We start from the raw sequence: 15,697 nt of genomic DNA, 5'->3' as shown, positions 1-15,697 counted from the left end.
AGCCATTTTCTTAGGCGACCAGTAAATCACTGCATAAATATTACGCAGATACTTTCACTTGATGATGCCGATGCGCAACGCCTTCGCCACAGCCTGGGTGCGGTTGACAGTGTCGAGCTTTTTGGTCGTGCGGTTGAGATAGTGATTGACCGTGTGCTCGGACAGCCCGAGAATTTCGGCGATCTCGGCACTGGTCTTGCCGGCTGCCGTCCAGGTCAGGCAGTCGATCTCGCGGTCGGTCAGCGGGTCCGTCAGGCGCGTATCAATGTTGCGGATCGTGCCGAGCTGCTCGAAGATATGAATGGCAATATAGCTGAGATCGCGCATCTCGTGGGGCGTAAAGGCTTCACGCTCGCCTGAAAAGGAAACTGCGCCACGAAGACCGGACGCATCGTGCGTCGGAAAATACGCACCGCGCGGAATGCGAAACCGCTCCAGCAGCCCGACAATCGTTTTCGTCTTTCCATCGTCGCGCTCCATATCGGGGCTCGACGAGTCGAAACAAAACGGCAGGGTGGAATTGCGCAGGTGACGCATCACCGTGCTGTTCACCAGGAGACGCTCTTGGTCGTAGAGCGTGAGGAGTTCCGGCGGCCAGTTGGTAACGACCGTGTTGCTCTGCAATGCGAAAGAGGTGGTCGGCGGCAGGTTCAGGACCAAGAATGTCCGGCAACGATAGGCGTCGGCGACACGCTTCAAGAATCTGAAGACGTCGAACTGTGTTTTCAGGCCCGCAATTTCAGAAACGAAATCGTGCGAGCTGAGTACCGCCTGATCCATGAGCCCCATGATACTATCTTCTACACGCAAAATCGAAACGAAATCACGATTTCCCAAGCCGGCGCGTTCGAAAACATGCGCCAGCAAGCGGCGCGTCAACATGGCCAAGATGAGGCAATTACTCAACTACAAAATCCAAGTAAAAGAGTAGCACCATATCTTTGTCCCCAGTCGCGGTTCTATTACCGGTTGCCGGGACCATCTGATGCTATCGCCTAGAACTTCGCGCGCGGACCGAGGCGAATTTCGATATCGGCAGAGATCGACATCGCTGCCGCCTGCACCAGCGGCGCCCATTGGCGCAACCTATCCTCGGTGACACGATAGGCCGGCCCTGTAACCGAGATACCTGACGGCGGACGCGCGCTAACCGGCGGGATAGCGGCGGCAACGCAGCATATGCCGGCTTCATGTTCTTCCCTATCCAGAGCGTAGCCCCGCAGCCGAATATCGCTGATCTCTCCGAGCAGCGTCGCCTCCGTCAGGTGCGTACGCGGCGTGAAAGCCACGAATTCCATCCGCGCGGCCCGGGCATGGAGCTCGGCATCGTCCAGCGTCGAAAGCGCTGCCTTGCCGACGCCGGTGCAGTAGGCCGGAGCGGCATTGCCTATATGCGAATACATGCGCACGGACTGGCGGCCTTCGACTTTGTCGAGGTAGATGACCTGCAGATCCTGCAGAATTCCGAAGTGGACGGTCTCGCCTGTCTGGTCGTGGAGCAAAGCAAGATGCGGCTCGGCGATGCGCCTGATATCGTTTCCGGCCCAGCTGCGGGCTGCGAAGGTGAGAAGGCGCAGTCCCGGGCGATATCGCCCATCCCTGTCCATCTCCAGCAGGCCTTCGCGCACCATATGGCCGAGTTGCCGGTGCAGCGTGCCCCTCGGCTGTCCGGAAATCTCCAGGATATCGGTGAAGCGCATCGGCGTGTCCGACAGGGCAATGATGTCCAGCAACGCCATGACCTTGCCCAGCGTGCCGGTGTCTGCTGTCGTCGCGCGCTCGCTCCCCGCCATGCTCTTGCCTTTACGAAGGGCGACGAAATGGATGCATCGCCGGTTGACACAGCTGGACGCTAGTCGGATAATTCCAAATAGTCAAATTGAGTTCCGAATAATGGAATTCGATGCGACAGGAGGATATTTTGAAGACACCGTCTGCGCAAATTGCCGATCTCAAAGACAAGGCCGTCCTCATTACCGGCGGAGGCTCCGGCATCGGGGCAGCACTGGTTGAAGGTTTCGCGATGCAGGGCGCACGGGTTGCCTTTATCGACATTGCCGAAACCGCGAGCCGGGCGCTGGCCGCGCGGATCTCGAACAGCTCGGCGCATCCTGTCTCCTACTACCATGCAGACCTGCGCGACGTATCGTCCATCAGGAGCACCGTTGCCGCCATTGAATCCGACTTCGATGCGATCCGGGTGCTGGTCAACAATGCCGGATGGGACGGTCGGCATCAGTTCGATACGGTATCGGAGGCGGATTGGGACGATAGCCAGGCCATCAACCTGAAGCAGATGTTCTTCGTGTCACAGGCCGTCGCGCCGCTTATGCGGGCTGGTGGCGGTGGCGCGATTATTAATTTCTCGTCGATCGCCTTCATGCTCAACATGCCCGACGTGCCGATCTACGCGACTGCCAAAGCCGGCATCATCGGCCTGACCAAAAGCATGGCTGGCCGACTGGGGCCGGAGGACATCCGGGTCAACGCGATCCTGCCCGGCATGATCGTCACCGAGCGCCAGAAGGAATTGTGGCTGACCGACGAAAGCATCGCCAGGATGGTCGACCGCCAGTGCCTTAAACATGTTCTCACGGCAGAGGACCTCGTCGGTCCCTGCCTTTTCCTTGCATCGGACCTCGCAGCCGGCATCACGGCGCAGTCCATTATCGTTGACGGAGGCGTTTTCTGATGGAAAGACCAGCCTATGTGGCTGTCGATTGGGGCACCAGCAGCTTTCGACTGTGGCTGATCGGGACGGATGGCAACATTCTCGGTGAGCGTCGGAGCGGCGAAGGCATGACGACCGCAGCCAGCCTCGGCTTTGCCGGCGTCCTGCAGGCGCATCTCGACAGCCTCTCGGTTCCGGCCGACGTGCCCGTGATTATCTGCGGCATGGCCGGTGCCCGGCAGGGCTGGGTCGAGGCCGGCTATATCGACACGCCGACCTCGCTCTCGGCGATCCTCACCGGAGCAGTGTCCGTGCCCGGGCAGGAACGCGACATCCGCATTCTTCCGGGCCTCGCCCAACGCTTGCAGGAGGCGCCCGACGTTATTCGTGGCGAAGAGACGCAATTGCTGGGAGCGCTTTCCGGTGAGAGCCGCGGCGAGCAGATTGTCTGCATGCCCGGCACCCATTCGAAATGGGTCCGCGTCGTCGATGGCACGGTTTCCGGCTTCTCGACATTCATGACCGGCGAACTGTTCGACGTCATCAGCAAGCACAGCATTCTGGCGCAGGCTATCGCCGGTGCCGGCGAACCCGATACCGCAGCGTTCGAGGCTGCGGTGGGCGCGATTTTCAGGCAGCCGACAATGGCGACCAGCCTTCTGTTCGGTGCCCGCTCCGGGCAGCTGTTGCACGGGCTTTCGCCGGCCGGCGCCAAGGCCTGGATTTCCGGAACACTGATCGGCGCCGAGATCGCCGGCGCCCTGTCCTCTGCCGGCGACGGTGCGACAATCACGCTGGTCGCCTCGGGCGGCCTGCAATCGCTCTATGAAACCGCCTTCAAATCCTTATCTATATCCTACCAGACAATCGACGCCGATGCCGCCGTCCGCCGCGGGCTTTCCGCTGCCGCCAAGGCAATCTGGCCAAACGATGAGAGAACAGCCGTATGACCCGTATCCCTTTCCCGCCGATGAAACGTCCGCTGATCGCCATTCTGCGCGGCATCAAGCCTGAGGAAACGCAAGCCATCGTCGGCGCGCTGATCGAAGCCGGCATGACGGCCATCGAAATTCCGCTGAATTCGCCGGATGCATTTCGCTCCATCGAAATGGCCGCCAAGATGGCACCGGCCGATTGCCTCATCGGCGCCGGCACCGTGCTGGATGTCGAGAACGTCGACAGGCTCGATGCTGTCGGCGGCAAGCTGCTGGTAACGCCGAATGTCGAGCCTGCAGTCATCAGCCGTGGTCGCGACCTCGGCATGGTGACCATGCCCGGCTGCTTCACCGCAACGGAGGCCCTTTCGGCCGCCCGCGCCGGCGCTACCGGCCTCAAGTTCTTCCCGGCCGGCGTGCTCGGCGCTTCCGGTATCACCGGTATCCGCGCCATCCTGCCACCGGAACTGACGATCGCTGCCGTCGGCGGCGTTTCCGACCAGAATTTCGCCGATTATACCAAGGTTGGTATCCTCGCCTTCGGTCTCGGCACCAGCCTCTACAAGCCCGGAATGACCGCCGCCGATGTTGCAGAGCGCGCGCGCGTCACCATCTCTGCCTATGATGCAGCAATAGGAGCGTGACGGCATGACGGACATTCACGAATTCCAGGGCAACATCCTCTGCGACACCGCATCGGTGCTCGGGGAAGGCCCGACTTACGATCCGGCGACCGATACTGTCTGGTGGTTCAACATTCTCGGCAAGGAACTGCATGAGTTGCAGCTCGGAAGCGGCCGGAAGAAAGTCCACGAGTTGCCGATGATGGCAAGCGTGCTGGCGCGTATCGACGCGGACAGGCAACTGCTGGCGACGGAACAGGGTCTGTTCATCCGCGACATCGCCACCGGCGCCCTCACCTTCTACCTGCCGCTCGAAGCGGACAAGCCGGAAAACCGCTCCAACGACGGCCGGACGCATATCTCGGGGGCGCTGTGGATCGGTACCATGGGCAAGCGGGCGGAAATGCAGGCCGGCGCCATCTATCACGTCGCCGCCGGCAAGGTGACGAAGATCTTCGACGGCATCAGCATCCCGAATTCCATCTGCTTCTCGCCGGATGGATCGTTCGGCTATTACACCGACACGAGGATCAGCCGGCTGATGCGTGTCCTCGTCGACCCCGCGACCGGCCTGCCCATCGGCGAGCCGACGGTGCTGGTCGACAGCTCGGCGGATATCGGCGGCATCGACGGTTCGGTCTGCGATGCCGACGGCTACATCTGGAACTCTCGCTGGGGATCGGGCTTCGTCGATCGCTACAGCCCGGATGGCCTGCGCATCGAGCGCCACCGCGTACCTGCCATGCAGCCCTCCTGCCCGGCCTTCGTCGGCCCCAATGCGGACCGCCTCGTGGTGACGACCGCCTGGGAAGGGCTCGATGACGAGGCGCGGGCGACACAACCGCAGGCTGGTGCCCTCATGGAGCTCGGGATCACGGTCAAGGGCGTCTTCGACCCGGCTTACATTCTCTAATATATCGCGACTAATTTGCGGGAATTCGAAAGGCGTCGGCGACTGTCCGGCGCCTTTTGCACGTGGTGAGAAAGCCCCGCAGCCATACGTTTTGCGTCAGTTAGCGCCATTCCGGCCTTTCTTGAGGATCATCGCAAAAGACCAATTTCATCCGTTTTTTCGAGGAACAAAGCGTAGATTCGTCCATTTCCTATACGAACCGGCATGATGATGGTGAGCCTGAGACAGGCGCCGCCCATGTCGGGGGTCAACCGATCCACTCGAAAGGAAGATTGACGATGAATACCAAGTTTATGACCACTGTCGCTACCGGCGCTATCTTTGCAGCTGCCTCCGTCTTTGCTCCAGTCGCCTTCGCGCAGACTTCAACGACACCTTCGACAACCACGACACCGATGGCAACGGCACCGTCGACAGACGCGCCGGCTGCAACTTCCACGGGTTCCTATATCACCCAGCAGTCGCCAGATCAGGTCAGCGCCAACACCTATATCGGTCAGTCAGTCTACAATGGTGCCAATGAAAGCATCGGCAAGGTGAGCGACCTCATCATGCAAAAGAACGGCGGCATCGTTGCGGCCGTGGTCGGCGTCGGCGGGTTCCTGGGTATCGGCGCCAAGAACGTTGCAGTTCCGATCAGCAACATTTCCATCGCCCAGAACACCGACGGTACCGTCAAGCTGACGACATCCGAGTCGGCCGACACGCTGAAGTCGGCTCCGGAATTCAAGACACTTGCAATGCAGTCCTCCGAATCGTCGTCTTCGACACCGGCGACAACGGCTCCGGCCGGCGGGACGACTGCTCCGGCTGACGGTTCCACGACCACCAAGTAACCTGACGGCGGGTTATAACAGACGTAGATTATCGGCGGCGGCGTGAAAACGTCGCCGTTTTGCTATGCGACGTCATAGCAGCGAACAGTATCGCAGAGCGTCATAGATTGCGGCGTGGACGTTGCGGCTGGAGACTGCGTCGCCAATGCGGATCAGGTCGAAGCTGCCCTCGGGATTGCTCGTCCGCAAGGGCTGCGAGCGTGCGATCAGCGAACCGTAATCCACTGCTCCGAGGTTTCGCGACAAGGGCTTGAGTTCTTCGTAAAGCTCGGCATTGGCCATGGTCCCGTGTTCGACCACCACCTGCGACACGCGGCGCTCCATCCGGCTCTTTTCCGAGTAATCCGACCCCAGCACGGCCACAAGGCCGTTGCCCTCACGCCGCACCGATTTGAGGCGCGTGTTGATCGTCACTCGGACGTTCTTCTCGGCGAAGACCCTGGCGTAGGGAACGTGGTTCATGCCGCCCATCTCCGGCGCAAAGAACCGCTCCGGCGAGACCAGCTCGAGGTCTGCGCCGGCGGTGGCAATAACTTCTGCAGCCGACATGCCGGGATGGCCGCCATTGTCGTCGAACAACAGCACGCTGCCCTCCGGCTTGACGGCACCGGCGAGAATATCCCAGCTCGAGGTCACCAGCTCGTCACCGGCCTCCAGCTCCGGCGACTGGGCGATGCCACCGGTGGCGACAACCACAAGGTCCGGAGCAAACGGCAGCACCTCGTCTGCCGAGGCATAGGTGTCGTAGTGGATCATGACGCCGAGACGCTCCAGCTCCTGCAGCCTCCAGTCAACGATGCCGATCATTTCCTTGCGTCTGGAATTGCGGACAAGGAGATTGATCTGCCCACCCGCCTGCCCGCTTGCCTCGAGGACGTCGACATGATGCCCGCGTTCGGCCAGAACGCGCGCCGCCTCGAGGCCGGCCGGTCCGGCGCCGATGACGACGGCCTTGCGGGCAATTTCGGCTTTCGCAATGTCATGGCCGATCTCTGCCTCGCGGCTGGTGGCAGCGTTGTGGATGCACAGCGCCTCGCCCCCTTCGTAGATGCGGTCGAGACAGTAGGTGGCGCCGACGCAGGGGCGGATGCGGGCTTCCTCGCCGGCCATGATCCTGTTGACGATATGCGGATCGGCGATGTGGGCCCGCGTCATTCCGACCATATCGAGCTTACCCTCGGCGATCGCATGGCGGGCCGTGGCGACATCGGCGATGCGGGCAGCGTGGAACACCGGGAACTTGGTAGCCGCCCTGATATCACCGGCAAAATCGAGATGCGGCGAAGCGCGCATGCCCTGGATCGGGATGACTTCGTTCAACGCAGCATCGCTGTCTATATGGCCGCGGATGATGTTCAGGAAATCGATCTGGCCGCCGCTGGCAAGCATCTTGGCGATGGCCACGCCTTCCTCGCGGGACAGTCCCTTCTCCCAGTCTTCGTCGGCCACCAGGCGGATGCCGACGATGAAGTCAGGCCCGACGGCCTTGCGGACCGCTTCCGTGACCATAGTCGAAAAACGCATGCGGTTTTCGAGAGATCCGCCGAACGCGTCGTCGCGGTGGTTGGTGGCCGGTGACCAGAAGCCGTCCATGAGATGGCCATAGGCCTCGAGCTCAATACCATCGAGACCGGAGGCCTGCATCCGCACCGCCGCAGCCGCATAATCGGCGACGATGCGCTCGATATCCCAGATTTCGGCTTCCTTAGGGAAGGCGCGATGGGCGGGCTCGCGGATCGCCGAAGGCGCCAGCACAGGCAGCCAGGCGCCCTTGTTCCAGCCGGTGCGCCGGCCGAGATGGGTCAGCTGGATCATAACAGCTGCCCCGAACTCATGACAGTCGTCGGTGAGCGCCTTCAGCCACGGAACGATTTCGTCCTTGTAGGCGTGCAGGTTGCCGAATGCCGGCGGCGAGTCGGGCGAGACCACGGCAGAGCCCGCGGTCATCGTCAGCGCGATACCGCCCTTGGCTTTTTCGCGGTGGTACAGGCGATAGCGATCGGTGGGCATTCCACCTTCGGAATAGGCCGGCTCATGGGCCGTCGACATGATGCGGTTTTTGAGCGTCAGATGCTTTAGCTGATAGGGTTGCAGCAGGGGGTCAGTCGGTTCGGCCATGATATGTGTTCTCTGCATGCCAAGGGTTCGTCATGACAGACATCATTGCCGAGCTGGATGCAGAATGCGAGGCCTATCGGCGGCGCGCGGTGGTCGCGCAGCGGCGCGATCGAAACAGACACCCTGGAGTGTCAGGCGTTGGCGTGATCGCTCAGCGCGTAATAGCGTTCGTGCAGATAACGTAGCGTGGAGGCGCCATCGACGGGCCTGCCGTAGAAATAGCCCTGCCCCATGCCGCAGCCGAGGGAACGCAGCTTTTCGGCCTCGTCGCTGTCCTCGATGCCTTCGGCCACCACCTCGAGGTCCAGCCCTTCGCACATGGCGAGAATGGCCTTGATGATATGTTCGGATGCGCGGTCGCTGTTGATGCGCGAGACGAAGGCGCGATCGATCTTGACCTTGTCGAAAATGAACTCGCGCAGCCGGCCAAGGCTGGATTGACCCGTGCCGAAATCGTCGAGCGAGATGCGGACGCCGGCGGCGCGCAGGTCAGTGATGATCTGGTGGGCGGTCTCGGCAGATGTCATGACTGCGGTCTCGGTGATTTCCAGCTCGAGCCGTCGTGGATCGAAGCCGACGCGCGCAAGAATTGCCAGCACGCTGCTGCTGGTGCCCGGATCCATCAGCTGCGCCGACGAAAGGTTGAACGACAGGAACAATTCGCGCGGCCAGGCGAGTGCTGCCTCCGCAGCCTTGCGCAGCAAGGTCTCGGAAAGGGCATCGATAAAGCCTCGCTCCTCGGCAAGCGGCACGAAGACGGCCGGCGAGACGAAGCCGAGATCCGGATCGCTCCAGCGGGCGAGCGCCTCGAAGCCGACCACGGTGTCGTTGGCGAGCGAAACGATGGGCTGGAAGTGAACGTCGATCGCGTCGGAGATTATGGCGTTTCGCAGGGCCTGCTCCAGCTGCGTCGCCCGCTTCATCTCCTCGGCGATTTCATTGGAATAGACCGTGATCTGGCCGCGACCACGACGCTTCGACCGGTAAAGGGCGGTCTCTGCACTTTTCAGCAGGGCATCGAAGTTGTCGCCGGCAAAGGGGTGTATGGCAAGACCGAAGGACGCCGAGAGTCGGACGTTGCGGTCGCCGAGGTCGTAGGGCGCGGAAAGCACCTCGCGGATCATCTGGCCGAATTTCTCGCCGCCGACACGCTCGAACACCAGCGGCAGGACGAAGGCAAATTCGTCGCCATCGTGACGGGTCACGGTTGCGCCATCAGGAATGCATGCCTTGAGACGGTGGGCGACCTGGCAGAGGATTTCGTCGCCGGCTTCTGCGCCGAACAAGTCGTTGATCGGCTTGAAGGCGTCCAGGTTGGCAATGGCGATTGTAAAGGGCGCAGGATCGCTGGCACGCTCTTCCGCGAGCAGCCGTACGCGGTCGCGCATGCGATACCGATTGCCCAACCCGGTCAACGGATCGGTATATGCCATGGCCTGCAGCTCAGTCTGGCTAACGGGCAAGGGCGGCAAATCCGGTGATTTCATCTGCAATTCCGACACGTCTCCCACCCATGGGGCAGAATGCCGGCTAAGTCTTAAAAAATGGATAGCGACGCCCTGGCGAGACCGGGCGGGAGAGGCTGCGCGCGCTTGTCGCTAAGCAGTTTCGCGGGCCTGTGCGTTGCCGAGATGCTTGAGGAACACCAGTTGCAGCATGTCGGGGCTCACGGGTTTCAGGATCACGTCGTCCATGCCGGATGCAAAGCACGCATCGCGATCCTGGTCGAGCGCCTGGGTCAGGACGCCGACGATCGGCGTTCGACTGGCCGAACCTGCTTCGACCTGCCGGATCAGCCTGGTTGCCTCGAACCCGTTGAGGCCGGGTAGCGTGATGTCCATGAGCATCAGCTGGGGACGGTATTCGGTCCACATCCGCACCGCCTCATCGCCGGTGGAAGCGATCTTGTAGCTATAGCCGAGGCCTTCGAGGATCTGCGAAAAGACGATCTTGTTGATGGCATTGTCTTCAGCGACCAGGATCTCGCAGCTGTTGTCTTCCGTGCTGATCGAGATTGGCCAGATTTTTTCATCGGGATGTTTCGGCGCGAGCCTCTTGCCGCGCATGTTGCGGTTGAAATACCGGGCAATCCGGAAGGTCAATTCATTGGCGAGTTGCGCGCCGTCGAGGCAGAGGGCCGGGATATTCTGGCGTTCGGCCAGCTCCATGCCGCGCACGCCGATCTGGTTGTCGATGACGACCAGATCGATGCGAACACCGAGCGAGCTTGCAAAATCGAGAAACGCCGCCTCCTCGCCCTCACTGCGCACCACGCAGGCCTCAAACCCGTATTTAGCAAGCATCTTCAGGGCTGTCGATTCAGCCGCAAGATCGTTGGTAACGAGGAGTATCTTCTGACCGTTGAACGTTTCAGGGGTGAACGTTTCCATGGCGGGCAGTCTGTGCAGGGCTGCCTGCAAGGTCTCGACCGGGACATAGGCCCGCCGATAGCTGCGGTCACCGGATTCGGTGATGGCGGACGCAAGGCCGAACTCGTCGAAATCGGCGCCGTCGGTCGGCAAATCCTGCATCGTGGCGACGAGAAAATAGCGGCCGGGCTTGCCGATCCTCAGCTTGCGCGTGACGATGTCCCGCTCCATGCCGCTGCGGTCGATCTGCCGCTGGCGTGAAATCGACAGGTCACCGGTGTCGATCACGTGCTGGTCGCTTTCACCAAACCGCTGGGCGACATCGGTGGAAAACAGGTCGCTGCTCTTGCGCCCGAGGATCTCGTCGGCGGACTTCTGATATTTGTCGCAGAGCGCCTTGTTGACGGCGACGTAGGTCAGGTCCCTGTCCTTGACGAACAGCGGAAAGGGCAGGTTGTCGAGGATATCCTCGGTGAGCTGAACGCGCTCGAGGTCCGCCCGCCACTGCTCCTCGCGTTTACGGGTCTCGGAAATATCGGTGATGATGCAGACACCGTAGCCGCTGGAGAGCCGGCGCTTGGTAAAGCGTACCCAGCGATCGGCGCCATGGCGCTCGGTGAATTCGTACCGTTCGCGCCAGTGGGTGGCGATCGTCTGAGACAGCCAGTCCTCGCGGCTGCTCGGAACGGGTCGCTTGCCGGCAATGTCGCGCTGGCGGATACCGGTGTCGAAGACGGCACCGAGGAAATCGCGCAGTCGGGTTTGCGGCCGCAACAAGTGCTCGGAAATCGGGTAGAAATTCAGAACCTGGCGGCTGGCAAAGAGCAGCGTATCGTTTTTATCGTAGACGAAGAATGCGGACTGCAGCCCCTCGCAAATCGCATCGAAAAGCGCCGTCTGCAGCGTGCCATCGGCAGGCGCATCGTCATTGACGGAGAGCACTGCCTTCTCAAACTCGGCAGTCATTCGTCCGATTCCCCTATGGCATCGATCACTGAGAGGCCCTCAGGCGGGCACGGTCTGGCCGGCGCCGAATTGCGGTAAGCATGCTGGCAAGCTGTTTGAAACAGACGGATGCCGGCCAGTATATGTGACGGTTTCCAGCTGGCCATCACGCGCCGAGATCAGGTGCAATGCACCGCCTGCAATCATTTCAAACAATAACGGAAATCTGCCTTTTTAGTATTAAGGTCCGATTAATGGCGCAGCGAACATGTTGCGTCGCGGAATAAGGTGGACGGTGCCCTGAGCGGACAGTTTCTCCTTTCCACGGGGTCAAGAATCCGGGAAAATGCTGCCATGAACATCAAGCAGCTTTCCGAAACCCTGGTGAACCAGATCGCCGCCGGCGAAGTCATCGAGCGGCCGTCGAGTGCGGTCAAGGAACTCATCGAAAACGCACTGGATGCCGGTGCAACGCGTATCGAGATCGCCACTGCCGGTGGCGGCAAGGCACTGCTGCGGGTCAGCGACAACGGCAGCGGCATGGACCGGGACGATCTCGAACTTGCCGTACGCCGACACTGCACCTCGAAGATATCGGATACGCTCGACAACATCCGCACCCTCGGCTTTCGCGGCGAAGCGTTGCCCTCGATCGGCTCGGTGGCGCGCTTGTCGATTTCGAGCCGCAGGGCGGATGGCGCGGACGGCGCCGAAATCGCCGTCGCCGGCGGCAGGCTGCTGCACCTGCGGCCGGCAGCCGCCAATCCCGGTACCATCGTCGAGGTCCGCGACCTCTTTTTCGCAACGCCCGCCCGCCTGAAATTCCTGAAGACGGAACGTGCCGAGGCAGCAGCTATCACCGAAGTCGTGAAGCGGATGGCCATCGCTTTTCCACATGTGCGCTTCGTGCTCTCGGGCTCCGACCGCTCGACGCTGGAGTTTGCCGCAACCGGTGACGACAGGCTGGCGCGCATGGCTCAGGTGCTCGGCGAGGACTTCAAGCACAATGCCATTGCACTGGATGCCGAGCGCGAGGACGTCGGTCTGAAGGGCTATGCCGGTGTGCCGACCTTCAATCGTGGCAACGCGGCGCATCAGTACGCCTTCGTCAATGGCCGACCGGTGCAGGACAAGCAGATCCTCTCGGCGATCCGGGGCGCCTATGCCGAGACAATTCCGTCGGGGCGCTATCCGGTGGCAGTGCTGTCGATCAGCATCGATCCGGCGCTGGTCGACGTCAACGTCCACCCGGCGAAATCCGATGTGCGGTTCCGCGATCCCGGCCTCGTGCGCGGACTGATCGTCGGGTCCATTCGCGAGGCGTTGTCGCGCGATGGCGACCGGGCCGCAACCACCGGCGCCGACAGCATGCTCCGCTCTTTCCGGGGCAGCGCCCATGCGGCGTGGCGCCCCTCCCCGCCTTCGGCACCTTGGACGCCACAGACTTCGCCATCGCGGCCATATGATGCAACGTCCGTGGCGAGCGGCTTCGGCGAACCGGCGCAGGCAACATTCGAGCACCTGTCGACCCCGGCGGCTCGCGTAGACAGAGGCCATGCCGGCGTCCAGCCAGACGCACCCCAGCCACAGCACCGCCTCGGCGCGGCCCGGGCACAGATCCATGCCAACTACATCGTCGCCCAGACGGAAGACGGGCTGGTCATCGTCGACCAGCACGCGGCCCATGAGCGGCTTGTCTTCGAGGAGATGCGCAAGGCGCTGCATTCCAGGCGGATGCCGTCTCAAGTGCTGCTGATTCCCGAAATCATCGACCTGCCGGAAGAGGATTGCGACCGGCTGATGGTGCATGCCGAAAACTTCGGTAATCTGGGACTTGGCATCGAGCGCTTCGGACCGGGAGCAATCGCAGTGCGACAAACGCCGGCGATGCTGGGCGAGGTCGATGCGCAGGGAATGATCCGCCAGCTCGCCGACGAGATTGCTGAATGGGACACGTCATCGCTGCTGGGCGCAAAGCTTGAATATGTTGCTGCCACCATGGCCTGTCATGGCTCGGTGCGTTCCGGACGGCAACTGCGCCCGGAGGAGATGAACGCGCTGTTGCGGCAGATGGAAGCAACACCCGGATCCGGCCAATGCAACCACGGGCGACCGACCTATATCGAGCTCAAGCTCAGCGATATCGAGCGGCTGTTCGGCCGCAGCTGAAAAAGCTGGAAATATGCCCGCCGCCGCGCTAAGGCAGGCGATGGCAGGAGAACGACGGAAATGAACCTTTTAGAGGGAAGCGGAAACCGCGAAGCGAAGGTGCGCTATCTCGACGGCGACTTCCAGCTGCTGGCGCCCGGCTCCCATGTGATCTGCGCCATGACCGGACAGCGCATTCCGCTTGACGAACTCCGCTACTGGAGCGTTGCCCGCCAGGAACCCTATGCCGACGCCATCGCCTCGTTTGAGGCCGACAAGCGCGCCGGTATCCTGCCCAACCAGCGTCGCTAGCCCTTGGTGCCGGACGTGCCTTTCGCGAGCCCCCGGCTACGGCAGGCTGCGAGGGCGTTGTCGATGATGAGATCCGCAGCGCGGTGGTCCGAAAAAGTCATCTCGACCTCGATGACAAGGCTCTCGGCAACCAGTTGCTCCGCAGCGCCGGATCTGCCAAGCAAACGCACATAATCCTTCGATGTCGTGACGATCTTCAGGTCATGGCGTCTTGCCGTGTCGAGAACATCGACAATTGCCGCATCGCTGAGGTGCTGGTGGTCGCCGAAAGGCCGATGGACGACGATTGTGGCACCGGTGGATTCCACGGTACGGAAGAACTTCTGCGGGTCAGCGATACCGGCGAAGGCCAGTACGCTCTGGCCGGCCAGACCCTCCTGCCCGCGCACCTTGAGCACTGCAGTGAAAAACGGCTTGCCGGCGCGAGCTGCCATCCGCACCACCGCATCGGCCGCCTTGCCGCTGCCAACCTTGAGCAGTCCGGACGTATGCCGGAGCTGTTCGCCGAGGGGCGCGCGCAACGGTCCTCCGGGTACGATATGACCGTTACCGATTCCGCTGTTGGCATCGATCACCAGCAGCGCATAGTCGATGGCGAGTTGGGCGCTCTGGAAGCCGTCATCCATGATGATGAGATCGGCGCCCTCTTCGACCAGGCGACGGGCCCCTTCGATGCGTCGCCGTGAAATCACCGTCAGGGCTTCGCGCGCAAGAAGCAGCGGCTCATCGCCGACCACGGCCGCGGTATGATTATCCGGTTCGACGACGGTGATACCGCGCGCCGAGCCACCATAGCCACGACTGAGGAAACCGGGTTTCAGCCCCTTTTCCTTTGCCTGACGGGCTAGAGCGAGCGCAGTCGGCGTCTTGCCGGCGCCCCCGACCGTGAAATTGCCGACGCAGATGACTGGAACCGGGACGGAAGCTCGCCGGCCATTGGCCATGCGCTTGCCGGCGATGCGGCCATAGAGGTACGACACCGGCCAGAGCAGGCGCGCGCGCCAATCGGGCTTCGTCCACCAGAATGGCGGTGCTTCCGATACCATGTGATCCCCTGTTCGATTATCGGCAAAGAGACGGCAGTTTGCGCTTGAATGCAAGCGGTTAGCGCGACATCAGGGCATCGGGCAGAAGCGGCTCGAGCCCGGTGATGTCATCGAGGCAATAGTCTGCGGCGGCGGCCAGGCTTTCCGGCGAACCGGTGCCGGTCAGGACGCCGATGGTGAGCCCGACGCTGGCGTTACGTCCCATGTGGAGATCGTGATTGTTATCGCCGACTATGGCTACATCGCCCGGAGACAGGCCTGTGGCCTCGCAGAAGCCAAGCACCATGCCGGGCTCAGGCTTGACGCCGAACCCGCTGTCATAGCCGGCAATGAAATCGAGGCAGTCGAGAAACCCGAAATGCCGGGCAGTTTCGCGGATGGAAGTCTGGTTGTCACTGGAGGCGACGCCAAGACGGTATCCCCTTGCCTTCAGGCGGCCAAAAAAGGCTCGGAGATCCGTGACCGGAACGGCAAACTGCGCGGCGCCTGAAAACAGGTCGTCCAGTTGGAGCGTGAGATCATCGATGTCGAGGGTCGAGCCCGCAGCGACCAGTCCTTCGGCAATCTGGCGGGTGTTGCCGGCTGCCAGCAGGCTGTCCGGAACGACGTGGCCAGACACCGGGTCCATGCCGCAGGCAAGCAGCAACCGGTCCGCCAGCGCCGCCTCGCCTCCGGCGGCGATCTGCGCCAGTTGCCGGTTCACCGGCAGCCAGCTCTTGTTGTAATCGAGCAGCGTGCCGTCCTTGTCGAAAAGGATGCCCCGGATGGCGGCCAGTCGTTC

14 protein-coding genes are annotated in these 15,697 nt (G+C 61.9%); 7 read left to right on the top strand and 7 right to left on the bottom strand.

The window, feature by feature from the left end; translation table 11 throughout:
* Window positions 1-54: 54 nt before the first annotated feature.
* Entirely contained in the window at window positions 55-789 is a 735-nt protein-coding gene (locus tag PR018_RS01840; RefSeq protein ID WP_142824129.1) for a helix-turn-helix transcriptional regulator, read from the bottom strand.
* A gap of 206 nt (window positions 790-995) precedes the next feature.
* Window positions 996-1,793, bottom strand: a complete 798-nt coding sequence (locus PR018_RS01835; protein WP_202617131.1) for an IclR family transcriptional regulator — start codon at window positions 1,791-1,793, stop codon at window positions 996-998.
* A 110-nt stretch (window positions 1,794-1,903) separates the two neighbouring features.
* Between PR018_RS01835 and PR018_RS01830 the strand changes: the two genes are divergently transcribed.
* From PR018_RS01830 to PR018_RS01810, 5 genes are all read left to right on the top strand, one after another.
* Window positions 1,904-2,692 carry an SDR family NAD(P)-dependent oxidoreductase gene (locus PR018_RS01830; protein ID WP_142824128.1) on the top strand — a complete coding sequence of 263 codons (789 nt, stop codon included), beginning with the start codon at window positions 1,904-1,906 and terminating at the stop codon, window positions 2,690-2,692.
* Window positions 2,692-3,621: a 2-dehydro-3-deoxygalactonokinase gene (locus tag PR018_RS01825; RefSeq protein ID WP_142824127.1), complete on the top strand. Its 930-nt coding sequence runs from the start codon at window positions 2,692-2,694 to the stop codon at window positions 3,619-3,621. Before PR018_RS01830 ends, PR018_RS01825 begins: the two co-directional genes overlap by 1 nt.
* Window positions 3,618-4,250, top strand: a complete 633-nt coding sequence (locus tag PR018_RS01820; RefSeq protein WP_142824126.1) for a 2-dehydro-3-deoxy-6-phosphogalactonate aldolase — start codon at window positions 3,618-3,620, stop codon at window positions 4,248-4,250. The genes PR018_RS01825 and PR018_RS01820 overlap by 4 nt, the downstream gene beginning before the upstream one ends.
* A 4-nt stretch (window positions 4,251-4,254) precedes the next feature.
* A complete protein-coding gene (locus PR018_RS01815) occupies window positions 4,255-5,142 on the top strand; it encodes an SMP-30/gluconolactonase/LRE family protein (RefSeq protein WP_142824125.1) in 888 nt (295 codons plus the stop codon).
* Between the two features lie 278 nt (window positions 5,143-5,420).
* On the top strand, window positions 5,421-5,978 hold the full coding sequence (locus tag PR018_RS01810) for a PRC-barrel domain-containing protein (RefSeq protein WP_142824124.1): 558 nt from the start codon (window positions 5,421-5,423) through the stop codon (window positions 5,976-5,978).
* 72 nt (window positions 5,979-6,050) lie between these two features.
* Here the strand turns inward: PR018_RS01810 and PR018_RS01805 are convergent, their stop codons facing one another.
* From PR018_RS01805 to PR018_RS01795, 3 genes are all read right to left on the bottom strand, one after another.
* The gene (locus tag PR018_RS01805) at window positions 6,051-8,096 is read right to left on the bottom strand and encodes an NADH:flavin oxidoreductase (protein WP_142824123.1); all 2,046 of its coding nucleotides are present in this window, start codon (window positions 8,094-8,096) and stop codon (window positions 6,051-6,053) included.
* A 131-nt stretch (window positions 8,097-8,227) separates the two neighbouring features.
* Entirely contained in the window at window positions 8,228-9,583 is a 1,356-nt protein-coding gene (locus PR018_RS01800) for a putative bifunctional diguanylate cyclase/phosphodiesterase (protein ID WP_142824122.1), read from the bottom strand.
* Between the two features lie 111 nt (window positions 9,584-9,694).
* A complete protein-coding gene (locus tag PR018_RS01795) occupies window positions 9,695-11,431 on the bottom strand; it encodes a response regulator (protein WP_142829228.1) in 1,737 nt (578 codons plus the stop codon).
* Between the two features lie 333 nt (window positions 11,432-11,764).
* On the opposite strand from PR018_RS01795, the gene mutL reads away from it, so the two are divergent.
* Window positions 11,765-13,579, top strand: coding sequence for a DNA mismatch repair endonuclease MutL (gene mutL / locus PR018_RS01790; protein WP_142824120.1), 1,815 nt, complete (start codon window positions 11,765-11,767; stop codon window positions 13,577-13,579).
* 60 nt (window positions 13,580-13,639) lie between these two features.
* The gene (locus PR018_RS01785) at window positions 13,640-13,870 is read left to right on the top strand and encodes a DUF2093 domain-containing protein (protein WP_142824119.1); all 231 of its coding nucleotides are present in this window, start codon (window positions 13,640-13,642) and stop codon (window positions 13,868-13,870) included.
* Here the strand turns inward: PR018_RS01785 and lpxK are convergent.
* Both lpxK and PR018_RS01775 read right to left on the bottom strand, forming a co-directional pair.
* Entirely contained in the window at window positions 13,867-14,916 is a 1,050-nt protein-coding gene (gene lpxK, locus PR018_RS01780) for a tetraacyldisaccharide 4'-kinase (RefSeq protein ID WP_142824118.1), read from the bottom strand. The genes PR018_RS01785 and lpxK overlap by 4 nt on opposite strands.
* Window positions 14,917-14,974: 58 nt before the next feature.
* Entirely contained in the window at window positions 14,975-15,691 is a 717-nt protein-coding gene (locus PR018_RS01775; protein ID WP_142824463.1) for an HAD family hydrolase, read from the bottom strand.
* Window positions 15,692-15,697: the final 6 nt, after the last annotated feature.

This window comes from Rhizobium rhododendri, assembly GCF_007000325.2.
Lineage (GTDB): Bacteria > Pseudomonadota > Alphaproteobacteria > Rhizobiales > Rhizobiaceae > Rhizobium > Rhizobium rhododendri.
Note: the sequence above shows the minus strand (reverse complement) of the source record. Positions and strands in the feature narration are given on the sequence as shown.